14 protein-coding genes and 1 pseudogene are annotated in these 14,259 nt (G+C 72.4%); 4 read left to right on the top strand and 11 right to left on the bottom strand.

Going from position 1 to position 14,259, the window contains the following annotated elements:
- The first annotated feature begins 22 nt into the window (after nucleotides 1-22).
- Both dapD and JKP75_RS22430 read left to right on the top strand, forming a co-directional pair.
- A complete protein-coding gene (gene dapD / locus JKP75_RS03395) occupies nucleotides 23-997 on the top strand; it encodes a 2,3,4,5-tetrahydropyridine-2,6-dicarboxylate N-succinyltransferase (RefSeq protein ID WP_200489182.1) in 975 nt (324 codons plus the stop codon).
- Nucleotides 998-1,061: 64 nt separating this feature from the next.
- On the top strand, nucleotides 1,062-1,673 hold the full coding sequence (locus JKP75_RS22430; RefSeq protein WP_200492764.1) for a hypothetical protein: 612 nt from the start codon (nucleotides 1,062-1,064) through the stop codon (nucleotides 1,671-1,673).
- 42 nt (nucleotides 1,674-1,715) lie between these two features.
- On the opposite strand, the gene JKP75_RS03385 is transcribed toward JKP75_RS22430, so the two are convergent.
- The 4 genes from JKP75_RS03385 to fdxA are packed head-to-tail and all read right to left on the bottom strand — an operon-like array spanning nucleotide 1,716 to nucleotide 6,217.
- Nucleotides 1,716-2,300 carry a carboxymuconolactone decarboxylase family protein gene (locus JKP75_RS03385; protein WP_200489184.1) on the bottom strand — a complete coding sequence of 195 codons (585 nt, stop codon included), beginning with the start codon at nucleotides 2,298-2,300 and terminating at the stop codon, nucleotides 1,716-1,718.
- Nucleotides 2,301-2,356: 56 nt separating this feature from the next.
- Nucleotides 2,357-4,726 (bottom strand): excinuclease ABC subunit UvrA, encoded by a 2,370-nt coding sequence (locus JKP75_RS23645; RefSeq protein WP_309229479.1) that lies wholly within the window; start codon nucleotides 4,724-4,726, stop codon nucleotides 2,357-2,359.
- 55 nt (nucleotides 4,727-4,781) lie between these two features.
- Nucleotides 4,782-5,894: a succinyldiaminopimelate transaminase gene (dapC, locus tag JKP75_RS03375; RefSeq protein ID WP_200492953.1), complete on the bottom strand. Its 1,113-nt coding sequence runs from the start codon at nucleotides 5,892-5,894 to the stop codon at nucleotides 4,782-4,784.
- Nucleotides 5,891-6,217: a ferredoxin gene (gene fdxA, locus JKP75_RS03370; protein WP_200489185.1), complete on the bottom strand. Its 327-nt coding sequence runs from the start codon at nucleotides 6,215-6,217 to the stop codon at nucleotides 5,891-5,893. The genes dapC and fdxA overlap by 4 nt, the downstream gene beginning before the upstream one ends.
- Before the next feature lie 158 nt (nucleotides 6,218-6,375).
- Here fdxA and JKP75_RS03365 point away from each other — a divergent pair, with 158 nt between their 5' ends.
- Nucleotides 6,376-6,537, top strand: a complete 162-nt coding sequence (locus tag JKP75_RS03365) for a GNAT family N-acetyltransferase (RefSeq protein WP_200489186.1) — start codon at nucleotides 6,376-6,378, stop codon at nucleotides 6,535-6,537.
- Here the strand turns inward: JKP75_RS03365 and JKP75_RS03360 are convergent.
- The 7 genes and pseudogenes from JKP75_RS03360 to JKP75_RS03330 all read right to left on the bottom strand — a co-directional run bounded on the left by JKP75_RS03360 (nucleotide 6,491) and on the right by JKP75_RS03330 (nucleotide 13,597).
- Complete coding sequence (locus JKP75_RS03360) at nucleotides 6,491-6,910, bottom strand: hypothetical protein (RefSeq protein WP_309229478.1); 420 nt, start codon at nucleotides 6,908-6,910, stop codon at nucleotides 6,491-6,493. The two genes, JKP75_RS03365 and JKP75_RS03360, sit on opposite strands and share 47 nt — an antisense overlap.
- Entirely contained in the window at nucleotides 6,907-7,800 is an 894-nt protein-coding gene (mshB, locus tag JKP75_RS03355; RefSeq protein ID WP_200489187.1) for an N-acetyl-1-D-myo-inositol-2-amino-2-deoxy-alpha-D-glucopyranoside deacetylase, read from the bottom strand. The genes JKP75_RS03360 and mshB overlap by 4 nt, the downstream gene beginning before the upstream one ends.
- A 23-nt stretch (nucleotides 7,801-7,823) precedes the next feature.
- Nucleotides 7,824-8,835 (bottom strand): annotated as a pseudogene (locus JKP75_RS22425) (ABC transporter ATP-binding protein).
- A 70-nt stretch (nucleotides 8,836-8,905) separates the two neighbouring features.
- Complete coding sequence (locus JKP75_RS03345; RefSeq protein ID WP_200489188.1) at nucleotides 8,906-9,952, bottom strand: ABC transporter ATP-binding protein; 1,047 nt, start codon at nucleotides 9,950-9,952, stop codon at nucleotides 8,906-8,908.
- A complete protein-coding gene (locus JKP75_RS03340) occupies nucleotides 9,949-10,920 on the bottom strand; it encodes an ABC transporter permease (protein WP_200489189.1) in 972 nt (323 codons plus the stop codon). The genes JKP75_RS03345 and JKP75_RS03340 overlap by 4 nt, the downstream gene beginning before the upstream one ends.
- Complete coding sequence (locus JKP75_RS03335; protein ID WP_309229476.1) at nucleotides 10,913-11,578, bottom strand: ABC transporter permease; 666 nt, start codon at nucleotides 11,576-11,578, stop codon at nucleotides 10,913-10,915. Before JKP75_RS03335 ends, JKP75_RS03340 begins: the two co-directional genes overlap by 8 nt.
- 402 nt (nucleotides 11,579-11,980) lie before the next feature.
- A complete protein-coding gene (locus tag JKP75_RS03330; RefSeq protein WP_200489191.1) occupies nucleotides 11,981-13,597 on the bottom strand; it encodes an ABC transporter substrate-binding protein in 1,617 nt (538 codons plus the stop codon).
- A 398-nt stretch (nucleotides 13,598-13,995) separates the two neighbouring features.
- Here JKP75_RS03330 and JKP75_RS03325 point away from each other — a divergent pair, with 398 nt between their 5' ends.
- Complete coding sequence (locus JKP75_RS03325) at nucleotides 13,996-14,166, top strand: CsbD family protein (RefSeq protein WP_200489192.1); 171 nt, start codon at nucleotides 13,996-13,998, stop codon at nucleotides 14,164-14,166.
- The last annotated feature ends 93 nt before the right edge of the window (nucleotides 14,167-14,259 follow it).

Here is a 14,259-nt window from a genome sequence, read left to right as displayed (position 1 = left end):
CCGGCTCGGTAGCGTCTCACCCGTGACCGCTGCGCCCGTCTCCGCTTCCGCTGCCGGCCTCGCCACCGTGACCCGCGAGGGCACGGTCCTGGACACCTGGTACCCGGAGCCCCGGCTCGGCGCGCCCGACGGGGCGGCCGCGGGCACCACCCGCATCGGCGCCCTCGACCTCTCCGGCGAGCTCGGCCCCGACTACGGCGGCCTGGTGCGCAGCGACGAGGCGCGCGGCGTGGAGGTCATCGCCGTCCGGACCGTCATCCCCGACCTGGCCGCCCCGCCGGTGGACACCCACGACGTGTGGCTGCGGCTGCACCTGCTCTCCCACCGCCTCATCCGGCCCAACAGCGCGAACATGACCGGCGTCTTCGGTCTGCTCACCAACGTGGCCTGGACCAGTGCCGGACCGGTCGAGGCGGCCGGGTTCAACGCGCACCGGCTGCGTGCGGCCGTGGGCCACGTGACCGTCTTCGGCGTGGACAAGTTCCCGCGGATGGTCGACTACGTCATCCCCTCCGGCGTCCGCATCGCCGACGCAGACCGGGTGCGCCTGGGCGCCCACCTGGCCGAGGGGACGACGGTCATGCACGAGGGCTTCGTCAACTTCAACGCCGGCACGCTGGGCCCGTCCATGGTCGAGGGCCGGATCAGCCAGGGCGTCGTCGTCGGTGCGGACAGCGACATCGGCGGCGGCGCCTCGATCATGGGCACGCTCTCCGGCGGCGGCACCGAGGTCATCTCGATCGGCACCGGGTGCCTGCTGGGGGCCAACGCCGGCATCGGCATCTCGCTCGGCGACGACTGCATCGTCGAGGCCGGTTGCTACGTGACCGGCGGCTCGCGCGTGACGCTGCCCGACGGCTCGGTGGTCAAGGCCCGCGAGGTCTCCGGCCGCGACGGGCTGCTGTTCCGCCGCAACAGCGTCAGCGGCGCGCTCGAGGTCGTCGACCGCAAGGACCGCGCGTGGGGCGCGCTCAACGCGGAGCTGCACCAGAACTAGTGCGGCCGCCGTCACCCCCGGTCGTCCAGGGAACGGTCAGGGAGCCGACCTAGAGTTCCTCCCGATGAGCTCCACCTCCACGCCGGCCCGCACGACCGCGGTCCGGGCCGGCGCGCCGGCCCGCCGGCGCCCCGCCCGCCGGAGTGCGAAGCGGCGCGGCCCGGCACGCCGGAAGCGGAGCGGCTCGGACAACTGGTGGCCGCTGGTCGTCGTCGCGGTGCTGGTGGTCGTCGGTGTCGCCTGGGTGCGCTCGGCGGACGACGTCCCGCCGGCGGTCACGTGCACCGTCGAGGGTCCGATCGGGACCGGGACCGTCCAGCTCTCCCCCGACCAGGCGCAGAACGCGGCGACGATCGCCCGCGTGGGCCGGGAGCGCGGCCTGCCCGACCGGGCGATCGTCATCGCCCTCGCGACGGCGATGCAGGAGTCGACCCTGCGCAACCTGGACTACGGCGACCGCGACTCCCTCGGCCTGTTCCAGCAGCGCCCCTCGCAGGGCTGGGGCACCCCCGAACAGGTTCAGGACCCGGTCTACGCCGCGGGGAAGTTCTACGACTGGCTGGTGACCGTCCCCGGCTGGGAGACCGGCCGGCTCACCGACGTGGCCCAGGCGGTGCAGCGCTCCGGCTTCCCGGAGGCCTACCAGAAGCACGAACCCCTGGGGCCCAGGAGCTGACCGCCGCGCTGAGCGCGGACGCCCTCGGCTGCGTCTGAGGCCTCAGGCCTCCGCGATCGGCCGGCCGACCGTCAGGCCCGCACGCAGTCCCGCGTCCATCGACCGGTACTGCGCGTCCGGCTCGGTGCCGGTGGCGTCCAGCACGCTGCTGAAGAAGCACCGCGCCGCCGCGGCGAGGACGACGTCGAGGATCTCGTCGTCGTCCAGGCCGAGGGTGCGCAGCTCGGCCAGGTCCTCCGGCGTCATCGCGGCGGCACCGGCGGCGACCTTCGCGGCCACCCGGACGACGGCGGCGTCGACCGGGCCGAGGGCGGCGAGCTCACCGCCGCTGATCGCGCGCACCTCGGGCTCCGCGCCGAACCGGTCGACCAGCACCCCGCCGTGGGCGAGCGAGCAGTAGCTCGACCGCAGCTGCCGGGCCGCGGCCAGGGTGGCCAGCTCGTAGCGGCGCGGGTCCATCGACGCCTTGACCGCGGCGTTCAGCGCGCGCCACGCCTCGTAGACGGCGGGGCGCCGGGCGAGCAGCCGGGTGTAGTTCGCGACGTACCCGAGGGTCGCCCGGTCCCGGTCGAAGGCCTCCGCCGCCTCGGTGGAGGCGGCCTCGTCGGCGTCCGCGATCCAGCTCATGGCGGGACGGTAGGGCCGCGCCGGGGCCCGCGGAAGGCCACCGGCCCGCCGCCCGGTCACCGGCCGACGTACGCCGCCAGGTGCTCGCCGGTCAGGGTGGAGCGGGCGGTGACCAGGTCGGCCGGCGTCCCCTCGAAGACCACCCGGCCGCCGTCGCGGCCCGCACCCGGACCGAGGTCGATGATCCAGTCGGCGTGCGCCATGACCGCCTGGTGGTGCTCGATGACGACCACCGACCGGCCGGCGTCGACGAGCCGGTCCAGCAGCCCGAGCAGGTTCTCCACGTCGGCCAGGTGCAGACCGGTGGTCGGCTCGTCCAGCACGTAGACGCTGCCCTTCTCCGCCATCTGGGTGGCCAGCTTCAGCCGCTGCCGCTCGCCGCCGGACAGCGTGGTGAGCGGCTGGCCGAGGGTGAGGTAGCCCAACCCGACGTCGGCCAGCCGGTCGAGGACCGCGTGCGCCGCGGGTACCTTCGCCTCGCCGGCGCCGAAGAACTCCTCGGCCTCGGCCACCGACATCGCGAGCACCTCGGCGATGTTCCGGCCGCCGAGGGTGTACTCGAGCACCGCCGCCTGGAACCGCCGGCCCTCGCACTCCTCGCAGGGCGACTCGACGGTGGCCATGACGCCCAGCTCGGTGAAGATGACGCCGGCGCCGTTGCAGGTCGGGCAGGCGCCCTCGGAGTTGGAGCTGAACAGCGCCGGCTTGACGCCGTTGGCCTTCGCGAACGCCTTGCGGATCGGCTCCAGCAGCCCGGTGTAGGTGGCCGGGTTGCTGCGCCGCGACCCCTTGATCGCGCCCTGGTCGACCACCACGACGCCCTCGCGGCCGGCGACCGAGCCGGTGACCAGCGAGCTCTTGCCCGAGCCGGCGACGCCGGTGAGCACGCACAGCACGCCCAGCGGGATGTCGACGTCGACGTCCCGGAGGTTGTGGGTCGACGCGCCCCGGACCTCGAGCGCGCCGCTCGCCGACCGCACGGCGTCCTTGACCGTCGCCCGGTAGTCGAAGTGCCGGCCGGTCGAGGTGTCGCTGCGCCGCAGCTCCTCGACGCTCCCCTCGAAGCAGACCGTGCCGCCCCCGGAGCCGGCGCCCGGCCCGAGGTCGACGACGTGGTCGGCGATCGCGATCGTCTCGGGCTTGTGCTCGACGACCAGCACGGTGTTGCCCTTGTCCCGCAGCTGCAGGAGCAGCCCGTTCATCCGCTCGATGTCGTGCGGGTGCAGGCCGACGGTGGGCTCGTCGAAGACGTAGGTGACGTCGGTGAGCGAGGAGCCGAGGTGGCGGATCATCTTGGTCCGCTGCGCCTCGCCGCCCGACAGCGTGCCGGCCGGCCGGTCCAGCGACAGGTAGCCCAGCCCGATCTCGGTGAACGAGTCGAGCAGGTGCTGCAGCCCCTTGAGCAGCGGCGCCACCGAGGGCTCGTCCAGGTCACGGACCCACTGGGCGAGGTCGCTGATCTGCATCGCGCAGACGTCGGCGATGTTCTTGCGGGCGATCCGCGACGAGCGGGCCTCCGGGGTGAGCCGCGTGCCGTCGCACTCCGGGCACTGCTGGAAGGTGATCACCCGCTCCACGAAACGGCGGACGTGCGGCTGCAACGCGTCGATGTCCTTGGACAGCATCGACTTCTGGACCTTGGGGATCACGCCCTCGTAGGTCAGGTTGATGCCCTCCACCTTGATCTTGGTGGGCTCCTTGTGGAGGAGGGTGTCGAGCTCCTTCTCCGAGTACTTCCCGATCGGCTTGTCCAGGTCGAGCCCGATGCCCTGGAACAGCCGGCCGTACCAGCCGTCCATGCTGTAGCCGGGCACCGTCAGCGCGCCCTCGCTGAGCGACTTGGTGTCGTCGTAGAGCGCGGTGAGGTCGAAGTCGGAGACCGCCCCCATGCCCTCGCACCGCGGGCACATGCCGCCGAGGTAGACCGCCTCCCGGACGACGCTCTTCTCGACCCGGCCGCCGGCCTTCTCGGTGCTCATGACGCCGCTGGCCTTGCGCGTCGGCACGTTGAACGAGAACGCCGTGGGCGGGCCGATCTGCGGCGTGCCCAGCCGGCTGAACAGGATGCGCAGCATGGCGTTGGCGTCGGTCGCGGTGCCGACGGTGGAGCGCGGGTTGGCCCCCATCCGCTCCTGGTCGACGATGATCGCCGTCGTCAGGCCCTCGAGCAGGTCGACCTCCGGGCGCGTCAGCGAGGGCATGAAGCCCTGGAGGAAGGCGCTGTAGGTCTCGTTGATCAGCCGCTGCGACTCGGCGGCGATCGTGGCGAACACCAGCGAGCTCTTGCCCGACCCCGAGACGCCGGTGAACACCGTCAGCCGCCGCTTGGGCAGCTCGACGCTGACGTCCTTGAGGTTGTTCACCCGCGCGCCGAGCACGCGGATCACGTCATGGCTGTCGGCGGCGTGCACGGGTCGATCGGTCACCCGCGGGATGCTGCCACGCCGCACCGACGTCGTCAGGCGACTTCGGGCCCCGGCCTCAGCCGGACAGGCGCTCCACGGCGGTGTCGATGCGCTCGTCGGTGGCGGTGAGCGCCATGCGCACGTGCCGCTCCCCCGAGGGTCCGTAGAACGCGCCCGGCGCGGCCACGATGCCCAGGCCCGCGAGCCAGTCGATGGTGGCCCAGCAGTCCTCGTCGCGGGTGACCCACAGGTACAGCCCGGCGGCGGAGTGGTCGATCCGCAGCCCGGCAGCCCGGACCGCGGCGGCGAGCCGGTCGCGGCGGCCGCGGTAGCGCTCGCGCTGGGCGTCGACGTGCGCGTCGTCGGCCAGGGCGGCGGTCATCGCGGCCTGGACCGGCGTCGGCACGAGCAGCCCCAGGTGCCGGCGGACCTCCCAGACGCGGCGGACCAGCGCCGGGTCGCCGGAGAGCAGGCCGCCGCGGTAGCCCGCCGCGCTGGACTGCTTGGACAAGGAGTGGACGGCGAGCAGGCCGCGGTGGTCCTCCCCCGCGACGGCGGGGTGCAGCAGCGAGCGCGGCTCGACGTCCCAGCCGAGGGTCACGTAGCACTCGTCCGAGGCGATCGGCACGCCGTGCGTCCGGCCCCAGTCGATCCAGGCGCGCAGCTCGTCGTCGTCCAGCACGCGGCCGTGCGGGTTGCCGGGGGAGTTCAGCCAGACCAGCACGACGCCGTCGGCGTCCGCGGGCGGGGTGTCGGCGCGCCGGACGTCGAGCCCGGCGACCACCGCGCCCACCTCGTAGGTCGGGTAGGCGACCGAGGGGATCAGCACCGTGCCGCGGCCGGAGAGGCCCAGCAGCGTCGGCAGCAGCGCGACGAGCTCCTTGGAGCCGACCGTCGGGATGACCGACGGGTCGGCACCCAGCGGGTCCGCGACCGTGACGCCGAGCCGGCGGCTCAGCCAGCCGGCCGCCGCGGTGCGCAGCGCGGCGGTGCCCAGCGCGGCCGGGTAGCCCGGGGCGTTCCCGGCCGCGGCCAGCGCCTGGCCGAGCAGCGCCGGGGTCGCGTCGACCGGCGTGCCGATCGAGAGGTCGACGACGCCGCCCGGGTGCTGCGCGGCCCGCGCACGGGCCGGCTCCAGCGCGTCCCACGGGAAGTCCGGGAGGACGCGCGGACCCCCGGGGGCGGTCAGTGCCCTTCGCCCTGGGGCGGGAGCGCCGCGACCAGCGGGTGGTCCTTGTGGATCTTCCCGGTCTTGGCGGCGCCGCCGGGGCTGCCCAGGTCGGAGAAGAACTCCACGTTGGCGTTGTAGAAGTCCTTCCACTTGTCCGGGACGTCGTCCTCGTAGTAGATGGCCTCGACCGGGCAGACCGGCTCGCACGCACCGCAGTCGACGCACTCGTCGGGGTGGATGTAGAGCATCCGTTCGCCCTCGTAGATGCAGTCCACCGGGCACTCGTCGATGCACGCCTTGTCGAGGACGTCGACGCAGGCCTGTGTGATGACGTAGGTCACGGTGGTTCCTCCCGGGGGCGGTGCGGGCTACGACCGCTGGACGGTCGATCGGCAGAATTAGTATCACCCTCTCGCACCCGGTTGGCCGGGAAGGGTGCCCTTGCCTGCGTGGTCACCCCGCAGAGGGAGTTCCCGGGCGCCGTCGCAGGATGTCGCGCGTGGTCGACGTGGCCGCTCTGGCCACCGCCGGGCGGGAGCGGGGCGCGCACTCCTGCCTGCTCCAGGTCGGCGACGGCAACGAGCCCGCGCTGGGGCTCTACGCGCGGCTGGGCGTCACGGAGCACCACCGGTACCACCACCGGTCGGCGCCACCGGCCTGACGCCCGCGGCCAGCACCCGCCCGGCGGCGAACGCGGCCGCGACGACGCCGAGCAGCAGGAACGCCATGCCGACCCACCCGGTGACCCCGCTGCCGATCAGCACCAGATCGCCCTCGGGCCGCCGGATCGTCGCGGCCAGCGCCACGACCAGCCAGACCAGCGCCGGCACGACCGCAACCAGCCGGGAGCCCGACAGCCGGTGGAACAGCTGCACCAGCAGCAGGTTCCCGACCACCGCGGCGAGCACCGAGACCGGCACCGGCACGGCGCCGGCCCGCAGCGGCAGCCAGAACACCTCGACCAGCGCCAGCCAGCCGCCGACGACGACGGCGAGCACCGCCCAGCCCAGCCTCGCGGCGATCCGGGCGATCACGGCTCCAGGCCGGCGAACAGGTCGTCCTCCCAGCCCTCGTCCCCGACCGCCGGGCCGCGCCGCCCGCGCACCAGCCGGTAGTGCTCGGTGGCCATGACCTCCAGGCCCAGGTTGTTCGACAGCGCGAAGAACGGCCCGTCGACGGTGATCTGGGTCGGGTGCGAGCGCATCGCGGCGTCCTTGCGGTCGGCGTGCGCGCGCGCGTCCACGGCGGTGGTGACGACGTCGTCCGGCACGACGAACGGCACGTCGTCCAGGTCGCCGAGGCCGTCGAACATCGACTTCTCGCCGAGCGCGGCCAGCGCGTCGATGCCCGCCTGCACGACCGAGCGCGGCATCGCGTTCCAGTAGACCTTCGCGATCTCCCACGCCGCCCCGAGGTCGGGCCGGAACGCGGGGTCCGCGGCGGCGTCGGCGGCGCGCATGGCGACCCGGTGCGCCTGGATGTGGTCGGGGTGGCCGTAGCCGCCGTTCTCGTCGTAGGTGACCAGCACCTGCGGGCGCACCTCGCGGATGACGGCCACGGCGTGCGCCGCCGCCTCGTCCAGGTCCGCGTTCCAGAAGGCGCGCGGGTGCCCGTTGGCCGGCGTCCCCATCATCCCGGAGTCCCGGTAGCGGCCCGGCCCCCCGAGGAACCGGGAGTCGGTGACGCCGAGGGCGGCCATCGCATCCCGCAGCTCGCCGATCCGGTAGCCGCCGAGCTGGTCGGCCTGGTCGGCGGCCAGCTGGGCGAGCTCCGGCACGAGGATCTCGCCCTCCTCCCCCAGCGTGCAGGTGAGCAGCGTGACCCCGGCGCCCTCGGCGACGTAGCGCGCCATGGTGGCGCCGTTGCCGATCGTCTCGTCGTCGGGGTGGGCGTGGACGAGCAGCATGCGTCGGGAGGGCGTCACGGCGCGATCCTGCCGGATCGGCCTCACTCCGCGTCGACGGGGACCACCGCTCGCGCCTCGGCGAAGTGGCACGCCGCCGGGTGGCCCTGGCCGCGGTCCACCAGCGCCGGCGCCTCGGTGGCGCAGATGTCCTGCGCCTTCCAGCAGCGCGTCCGGAACCGGCAGCCCGAGGGCGGGTCGGCCGGGCTGGGCACGTCGCCCTGCAGCAGGATGCGGTCCTTCTGGCCCCGCAGGTGCGGCTCGTGCAGCGGCACCGAGGACAGCAGCGCCTGCGTGTAGGGGTGCGACGGCGTCGTGTAGACCTGCTCGTCGGTGCCCTCCTCGACGATCGAGCCGAGGTACATGACCGACACCCGGTCGGAGATGTGCCGGACGACCGAGAGGTCGTGCGCGATGAACAGGTAGGACAGGCCGAAGTCGTCCTGCAGGTCCTCGAGCAGGTTGACCACCTGCGCCTGCACCGAGACGTCGAGGGCGGAGACCGGCTCGTCGCAGACGATGATCTCCGGCCGCAGCGCCAGCGCCCGGGCGATGCCGATGCGCTGCCGCTGGCCGCCGGAGAACTGGTGGGGGTAGCGGTTGACGTAGTCGGGGTTGAGCCCGACGCGGTCCAGCAGGTCCTGGGTGCGCTTGAGCCGGTCCTTGCGCGGCGCGATGTCGGAGTGCACCGACCAGCCCTCGGCGACGATGTCGCCGACGGTCATCCGCGGGTTCAGCGAGGAGTACGGGTCCTGGAAGATGATCTGGACCTCGCGGCGGTACTCCTTGAGCGCGCGCCCGGTCATCGTGGCGACGTCCCGGCCCTTGTAGACGATCGAGCCGCCGGTCGGCTTCTCCAGCGCGACCAGCAGCTTGGACAGCCGTCGACTTCCCGCAGCCGGACTCACCGACGAGGCCCACGGTCTCGCCGCGGCGCAGCGTCATGTTCACGCCGTCGACGGCGCGGACGTGGCCGATCGTGCGCTTGAACAGCACGCCCTGGGTGAGCGGGAAGTGCTTCTGCAGCCCCTTGATCTCCAGCAGCGTCTCGCCCAGGGGGCCCCGGGCGGTGGCGCCGGTGGTGGCGGACACGGCGGTGGCGGAGACGGCGGTGGCGCCGGTCGGCTCAGACACCGAGGACCTCCTCGCTGTAGTGGCACGCTGCCTCGCGGCCGGGGACGACCAGGCGCAGCGGCGGGACGTCGGTGGCGCAGTCGCGGCCGGGCGCGGCGTCCGCACCCAGGCGGCGGCGGGCGCACCGCGGGTGGAACGGGCAGCCGCTGGGGATGGCGGCGAGGTTCGGCGGCTGGCCCACGATGGGCTGCAGCCGGCCGCCCTTGGCCTCGACCTGCGGCACCGAGTTCATCAGGCCCTCGGTGTAGGGGTGCCCGGCGTCGGTGAAGACGTCGTCGACGGTGCCCCGCTCCACGATCCGGCCGGCGTACATGACCGCCACCCGGTCGGCGACCTCGTTGACGACGCCGAGGTCGTGGGTGATGAGGATCAGGCCCATGCCGGTCTCCCGCTGCAGGTCCTTGAGCAGGTCCATGACCTGCGCCTGCACGGTGACGTCGAGCGCGGTGGTCGGCTCGTCGGCGATGAGGATCCGCGGGTCCAGCGCGATGGCCATGGCGATCATGACGCGCTGGCGCATGCCGCCGGAGAACTGGTGCGGGTAGTCGTCGACCCGCTTGGCCGCGGCCGGGATGCGCACCCGGTCCATGAGCTCGATCGCCTTGGCCTTGGCCTCCTTGCGGGAGGCGCCCTGGTGCACCCGGAACATCTCGCCGATCTGCCACCCCACGCTGTAGACGGGGTTCAGCGACGACAGCGCGTCCTGGAAGATCATCGAGATGCCGGGGCCGCGGACCTGGCGCTGGTCCTCGTCGGACATCCGCAGCAGGTCCTCGCCCTGGAAGCGGATCGCGCCGCGGACCACCGCCGGCGGGGTGTCGAGGATGCCCATGATCGCCTGGGCGGAGACGGACTTGCCCGAGCCGGACTCGCCGAGGATCGCCAGGGTCTCCCGCTCGGCGAGGGTGTAGCTCACGCCGTTGACGGCGTTGACGACGCCGGAGCGCTGCTGGAACTCGACGTGCAGGTCGTCGACCTCGAGCAGCGTCGCGCCGGCGGTCGCGGGGTGCGGGGTGGGGTCGAGCTGGGACTGGGTCATGCACGCTGCCTCGGGTCGAGGGCGTCGCGCAGGGCGTCGCCCATCAGGATGAACGCCATCACGGTCAGGCTCAGCACGATGCTCGGGAACAGCACCAGGTGCGGGGCGGTGCGGATGAGGTCCTGACCGGCCTCGATCTGCAGGCCCCACGAGATGGCCGGCCGCTGGAGGCCGACGCCGAGGTAGGTCAGCGTCGCCTCGGCCGCGATGAGCACGCCGATGGTGATGGTCGTGTAGACCAGCACCGGCGCGACGGCGTTGGGGAGGATGTGCCGGACCAGGATCCGGCTGTTGGACGCGCCCATGGCGCGGGCGGCGGCGACGTAGTCCGAGCTCTTCACCGCGATGACCTGCGAGCGGACCAGCCGCATCGCCGTCATCCAGCCGAACAGCGCCAGCGCCAGCGCGACCGCGCCCGGGCCGCGGCTGTTGAGGATCGGGATGTCGGTCTGCGGGCCGACGCGCAGCAGCACCAGCGCGCCGAGGATCAGCGGCAGCGCGTAGAAGATGTCCGCGATGCGGGACAGCACGCCGTCGGTGACCCCGCCGAAGTAGCCGGCGATGGCGCCGACGACGACGCCGAGCAGCAGCACGACGACGACGGCGAAGACGCCGATGATCAGCGAGTTGCGCGCCCCGTAGACCACGTTGGCCAGGTAGTCGCAGCCCTGCTGGTCGAAGCCGAACCAGTGCTGGGACGACGGCAGCAGCTTGGAGTTGGCCAGGTCGCACGCGCGCGGGTCGGCGCCGCGGGCGAACAGCTGCGGGAAGGCCGCCATCACCACGAGCAGCACGGTGAGCAGCGAGCCGATCCAGAACAGCGGGTTGCGCTTGAGCGACGCCCACGCGTCGGACCACAGGCTGTTCTGGCGGGCGCTGAGCGGGTCCACCGACGGGCTGGCCAGCCCGGTCGTCGTCCCCGCCTCGATCTCGTCCTTGCGCAGGTCCACCTGCTGCTGGTCAGTCATAGCGGATCCTCGGGTCCAGGACGGCGTAGAGCACGTCGACGACCAGGTTGAAGAAGATGAAGAAGAAGACCATCAGCGTCACGATGCCGACGACGACGGCGCCTTCCTGCGCCTGGATCGAGTCGAACACCTCGCGGCCGATGCCGGGCAGGTTGAAGACGGTCTCGGTGACGATCGCGCCGCCCAGCAGCGCACCGATGTCGGCGCCGATGAACGTGACCACCGGGATCAGGCTGTTGCGCAGCGTGTGCCGCACGATGATGCGGCTGCGCGGCAGGCCCTTGGCCTTCGCCGTCCGCACGTAGTCCGCGCGCATGTTCTCGGCGATGCTCGTGCGGGTCAGCCGGGCCACGTAGGCCAGGGAGCCCGAGGCGAGCACCAGCCCCGGCAGCACGTAGCTGTACCAGCCCTCGCGGGTGCCGGCGATGGGGAACCAGCCGAGCTTCAGCCCGAAGGTGAGCTGGGCGAGGAACGCCAGCACCAGGATCGGGATCGACACGATGACGGTCGTCGAGACCAGCACCAGGTTGTCGAAGTAGCTGTTGCGGCGGATGCCGGCCAGCACGCCGGCGGTCAGGCCGATGATGATCTCGAAGATCACCGCGACGATGGTCAGCCGGATCGTGACCGGGAGCGTGCGCTCGATGGTGTCCAGCACCGGTCGGCCGCGGAAGTCCGTGCCCAGATCGCCCTGGACGAGGCCCTTCAGGTACTCCCAGTACTGGACCCAGAGCGGGTCGATCGAGGTGGAACCGCTCGGTGAGCACCTGGACGAAGGCCGGCGACACCGGCCGGTCGCCGGCCAGCGCGCGGATGGGGTCGCCCGGCAGGGCGTAGACCATCGAGAAGATGAGGACGGAGGCGCCCAGCAGGACCGGGATGGTGAGCAGCAGGCGGCGCGCTACGTAGCGGCCCATGTTCCCCCTCGGGTGCGGGCCCGCGCGGATGCGGCGGGCCGGTGTCCATCGTGCGCTTCCTGGCGCACGCGCGCCGCCGGGGGCGACCGTCCGTGGTGGACGGGCGCCCCCGGCGGGTGGTGCGGGTCCCTGCTAGCGAGCGGTCAGTTGACCGTGACCTCGGACCAGACGGGACGCTGGAACAGGTCGATCCGGACGTTGTCCACGTTGTCGGTGTGGACGGTCTGGATCTGGGTGAAGAACATCGGCGCGTAGGGCATGTCCGCGGCGATGAGGTCCTCGGCCTGCTGGTAGAACTCGATCGCCTCTTCCTCGCTGGTGGCCTGGTCACCCTGGGTGATCAGCGCGGAGACCTGGTCGTTCGTGTAGAAGCTGTAGTTCGAGCCGGTGGGCGGCAGCGAAGCCTCGGTGAACATCGGGGTCAGGTAGCTCTCCGCGGCCGGGTAGTCGAAGCTCCAGCCCATGCGGAACGGGCCGGTGAAGCCCTTCGACTCACCGAGCGGCAGGTACTGCGCGAAGTCGAGGTTGCCCTCGAGGCTGAACTCGACACCCAGGTTGGTGCGCAGCTGGTTGCCCACGGCCTCCATCCACGCGTCGTGGCCGCCGCCGGCGTTGAACCACAGCTGCACCGGCTGCGTCCGGTCGAACCCGGCCTCGTCGAGCAGCTGGTTGGCGGCGTCGACGTCGAAGGTGCAGAACTCGCAGGAGCCCTCGCGGTAGCCGTCGACGACCGGCGCGATGAACGAGTCGGCGGGGGTGCGGGTGCCGGAGAAGATCGCCTCGGAGATGGCCTCCCGGTCGATCGCCATGGAGATCGCCTGGCGGACCCGCGGGTCGGCGTAGCGGGCGTCGTAGGTCGGGAAGCCCATGTAGGTGATCTGGGAGACCTCGGTGTTGATGAAGTTGTCGCCGAACTCGCTCTCGGCGGACTCGATCACGTCCGGCGGGATGACGTCGACGATGTCGACGTTGCCGTCCTGGGCGTCGGTGTAGGCGGTGGCCTGGTCGGCGTAGACGACGAACTCCATGCCGGCGGCCTGGGCCTTGTCCTCACCGGCGTAGTCCTCGTACCGGGTCAGCGTGATGCCCTGGCCGGGCACGAACTCGCTGTCGGCCTGGAACGGGCCGTTGCCGATCGGGTTGGTGCCGAACTCCTCGGGGTCCTCGAAGAAGGCGTCCGGGAGCGGGTTGAAGGCGTCGTAGCCGACGACCGCCGGGAAGAGCGCGAACGGGCTGGTGAGCTCGACCGTGAAGGTGAGGTCGTCCACGACCGCGAGGCCGGAGAGGGTGTCGGCCGTGCCGGCCTCGAGCTCGGCCAGGCCGGCGATGCGGCCCAGGTACGAGCCGCCGTCCTGGGCGTTCTCCGGGTTGGCGGTGTAGTTCCACGCGTCGACGAACGACGCGGCGTCGACCGGCGTTCCGTCGTGGAACGTCCAGCCGTCCTTCAGCGTGATCGTCCAGTTCTGGTTGTCCTCGGACTCGATGGACTCGGCGACGCCGGTGTACTCGACCTCGCCCTCCTCCGAGTAGCCCACCAGGCCGGTCCAGAGGGCGGCGATGACCTTCGCGCCCTCGCTCTCGGTGGTGTTGCCGGGGACGAGCGGGCTCTTGGGCTCGCCGATGTAGGCGGTGAACGTGCCGCCCTCACCGCCGCCGGAGCCGGAACCGCTGTCGTCGCTGTCGCCGCCACAGGCGGAGAGCAGCATCGCGCCGGCCAGGGCCGTCGCGACGAGCGCACTGCGGCGCTGGGTGAACTTCACGTGGATGGCCTCTCTCGTTCCGCGGGTGCGGAGTCTCGGACTGCGACCGGCTCACCCCGGGACGGGCCCGGGTGCCGGCGATCGTGGTCGGACACGCACGCGTACGGGTGGGCCCACGCCGCGTGCACGGTGAGCAACGCTAGGCATTGCCCACGAGGCTTTGCCAGCCACGTTGTCCATTTGTGACCTGCTCACACGGTCTCACAACGACCCCCGCAAGCCCTCCAGGGGTTCTGGCCTGCGACGGGACCGCTTGCGGTGCCGGGCGGCCTCACCCGGACGGGTTGCGGCGCCCGGCGCGGGGTGGGGAACGGGGGGTCGAGGTGTCGGGCAGCGCCCCACCGGGTAGTGCCCGACCGGACCCCGCGGGGCCCGGACCTACGACGAGAGGACGACGCATGAGCGGCGAGGACAAGGCCAACAACAAGCTCGAGGAGCTGGGCGGCAAGGCCAAGGAAGCGCTGGGCAACGCGACGAACGATCGCGATCTCCAGGCTGCCGGCCAGAAGGACCAGACGAAGAGCAACCTCAAGCAGGCCGGCGAGAAGGTCAAGGACGCCTTCAAGTAGGCCCGCACCACTGCGCGGCGGAGGCCGCACCCCACCCAGGGGTGCGGCCTCCGCCGCGTCCGGGCCCGGGCAGCCGCCCCGCGGTGTGCGCTC

It is taken from the genome of Blastococcus sp. TML/M2B, from assembly GCF_016612865.1.
Classification (GTDB): Bacteria; Actinomycetota; Actinomycetes; order Mycobacteriales; family Geodermatophilaceae; genus Blastococcus.
The sequence above is the reverse complement of the archived record's forward strand: the minus strand, read 5'-3'. Positions and strand labels throughout refer to the sequence as shown.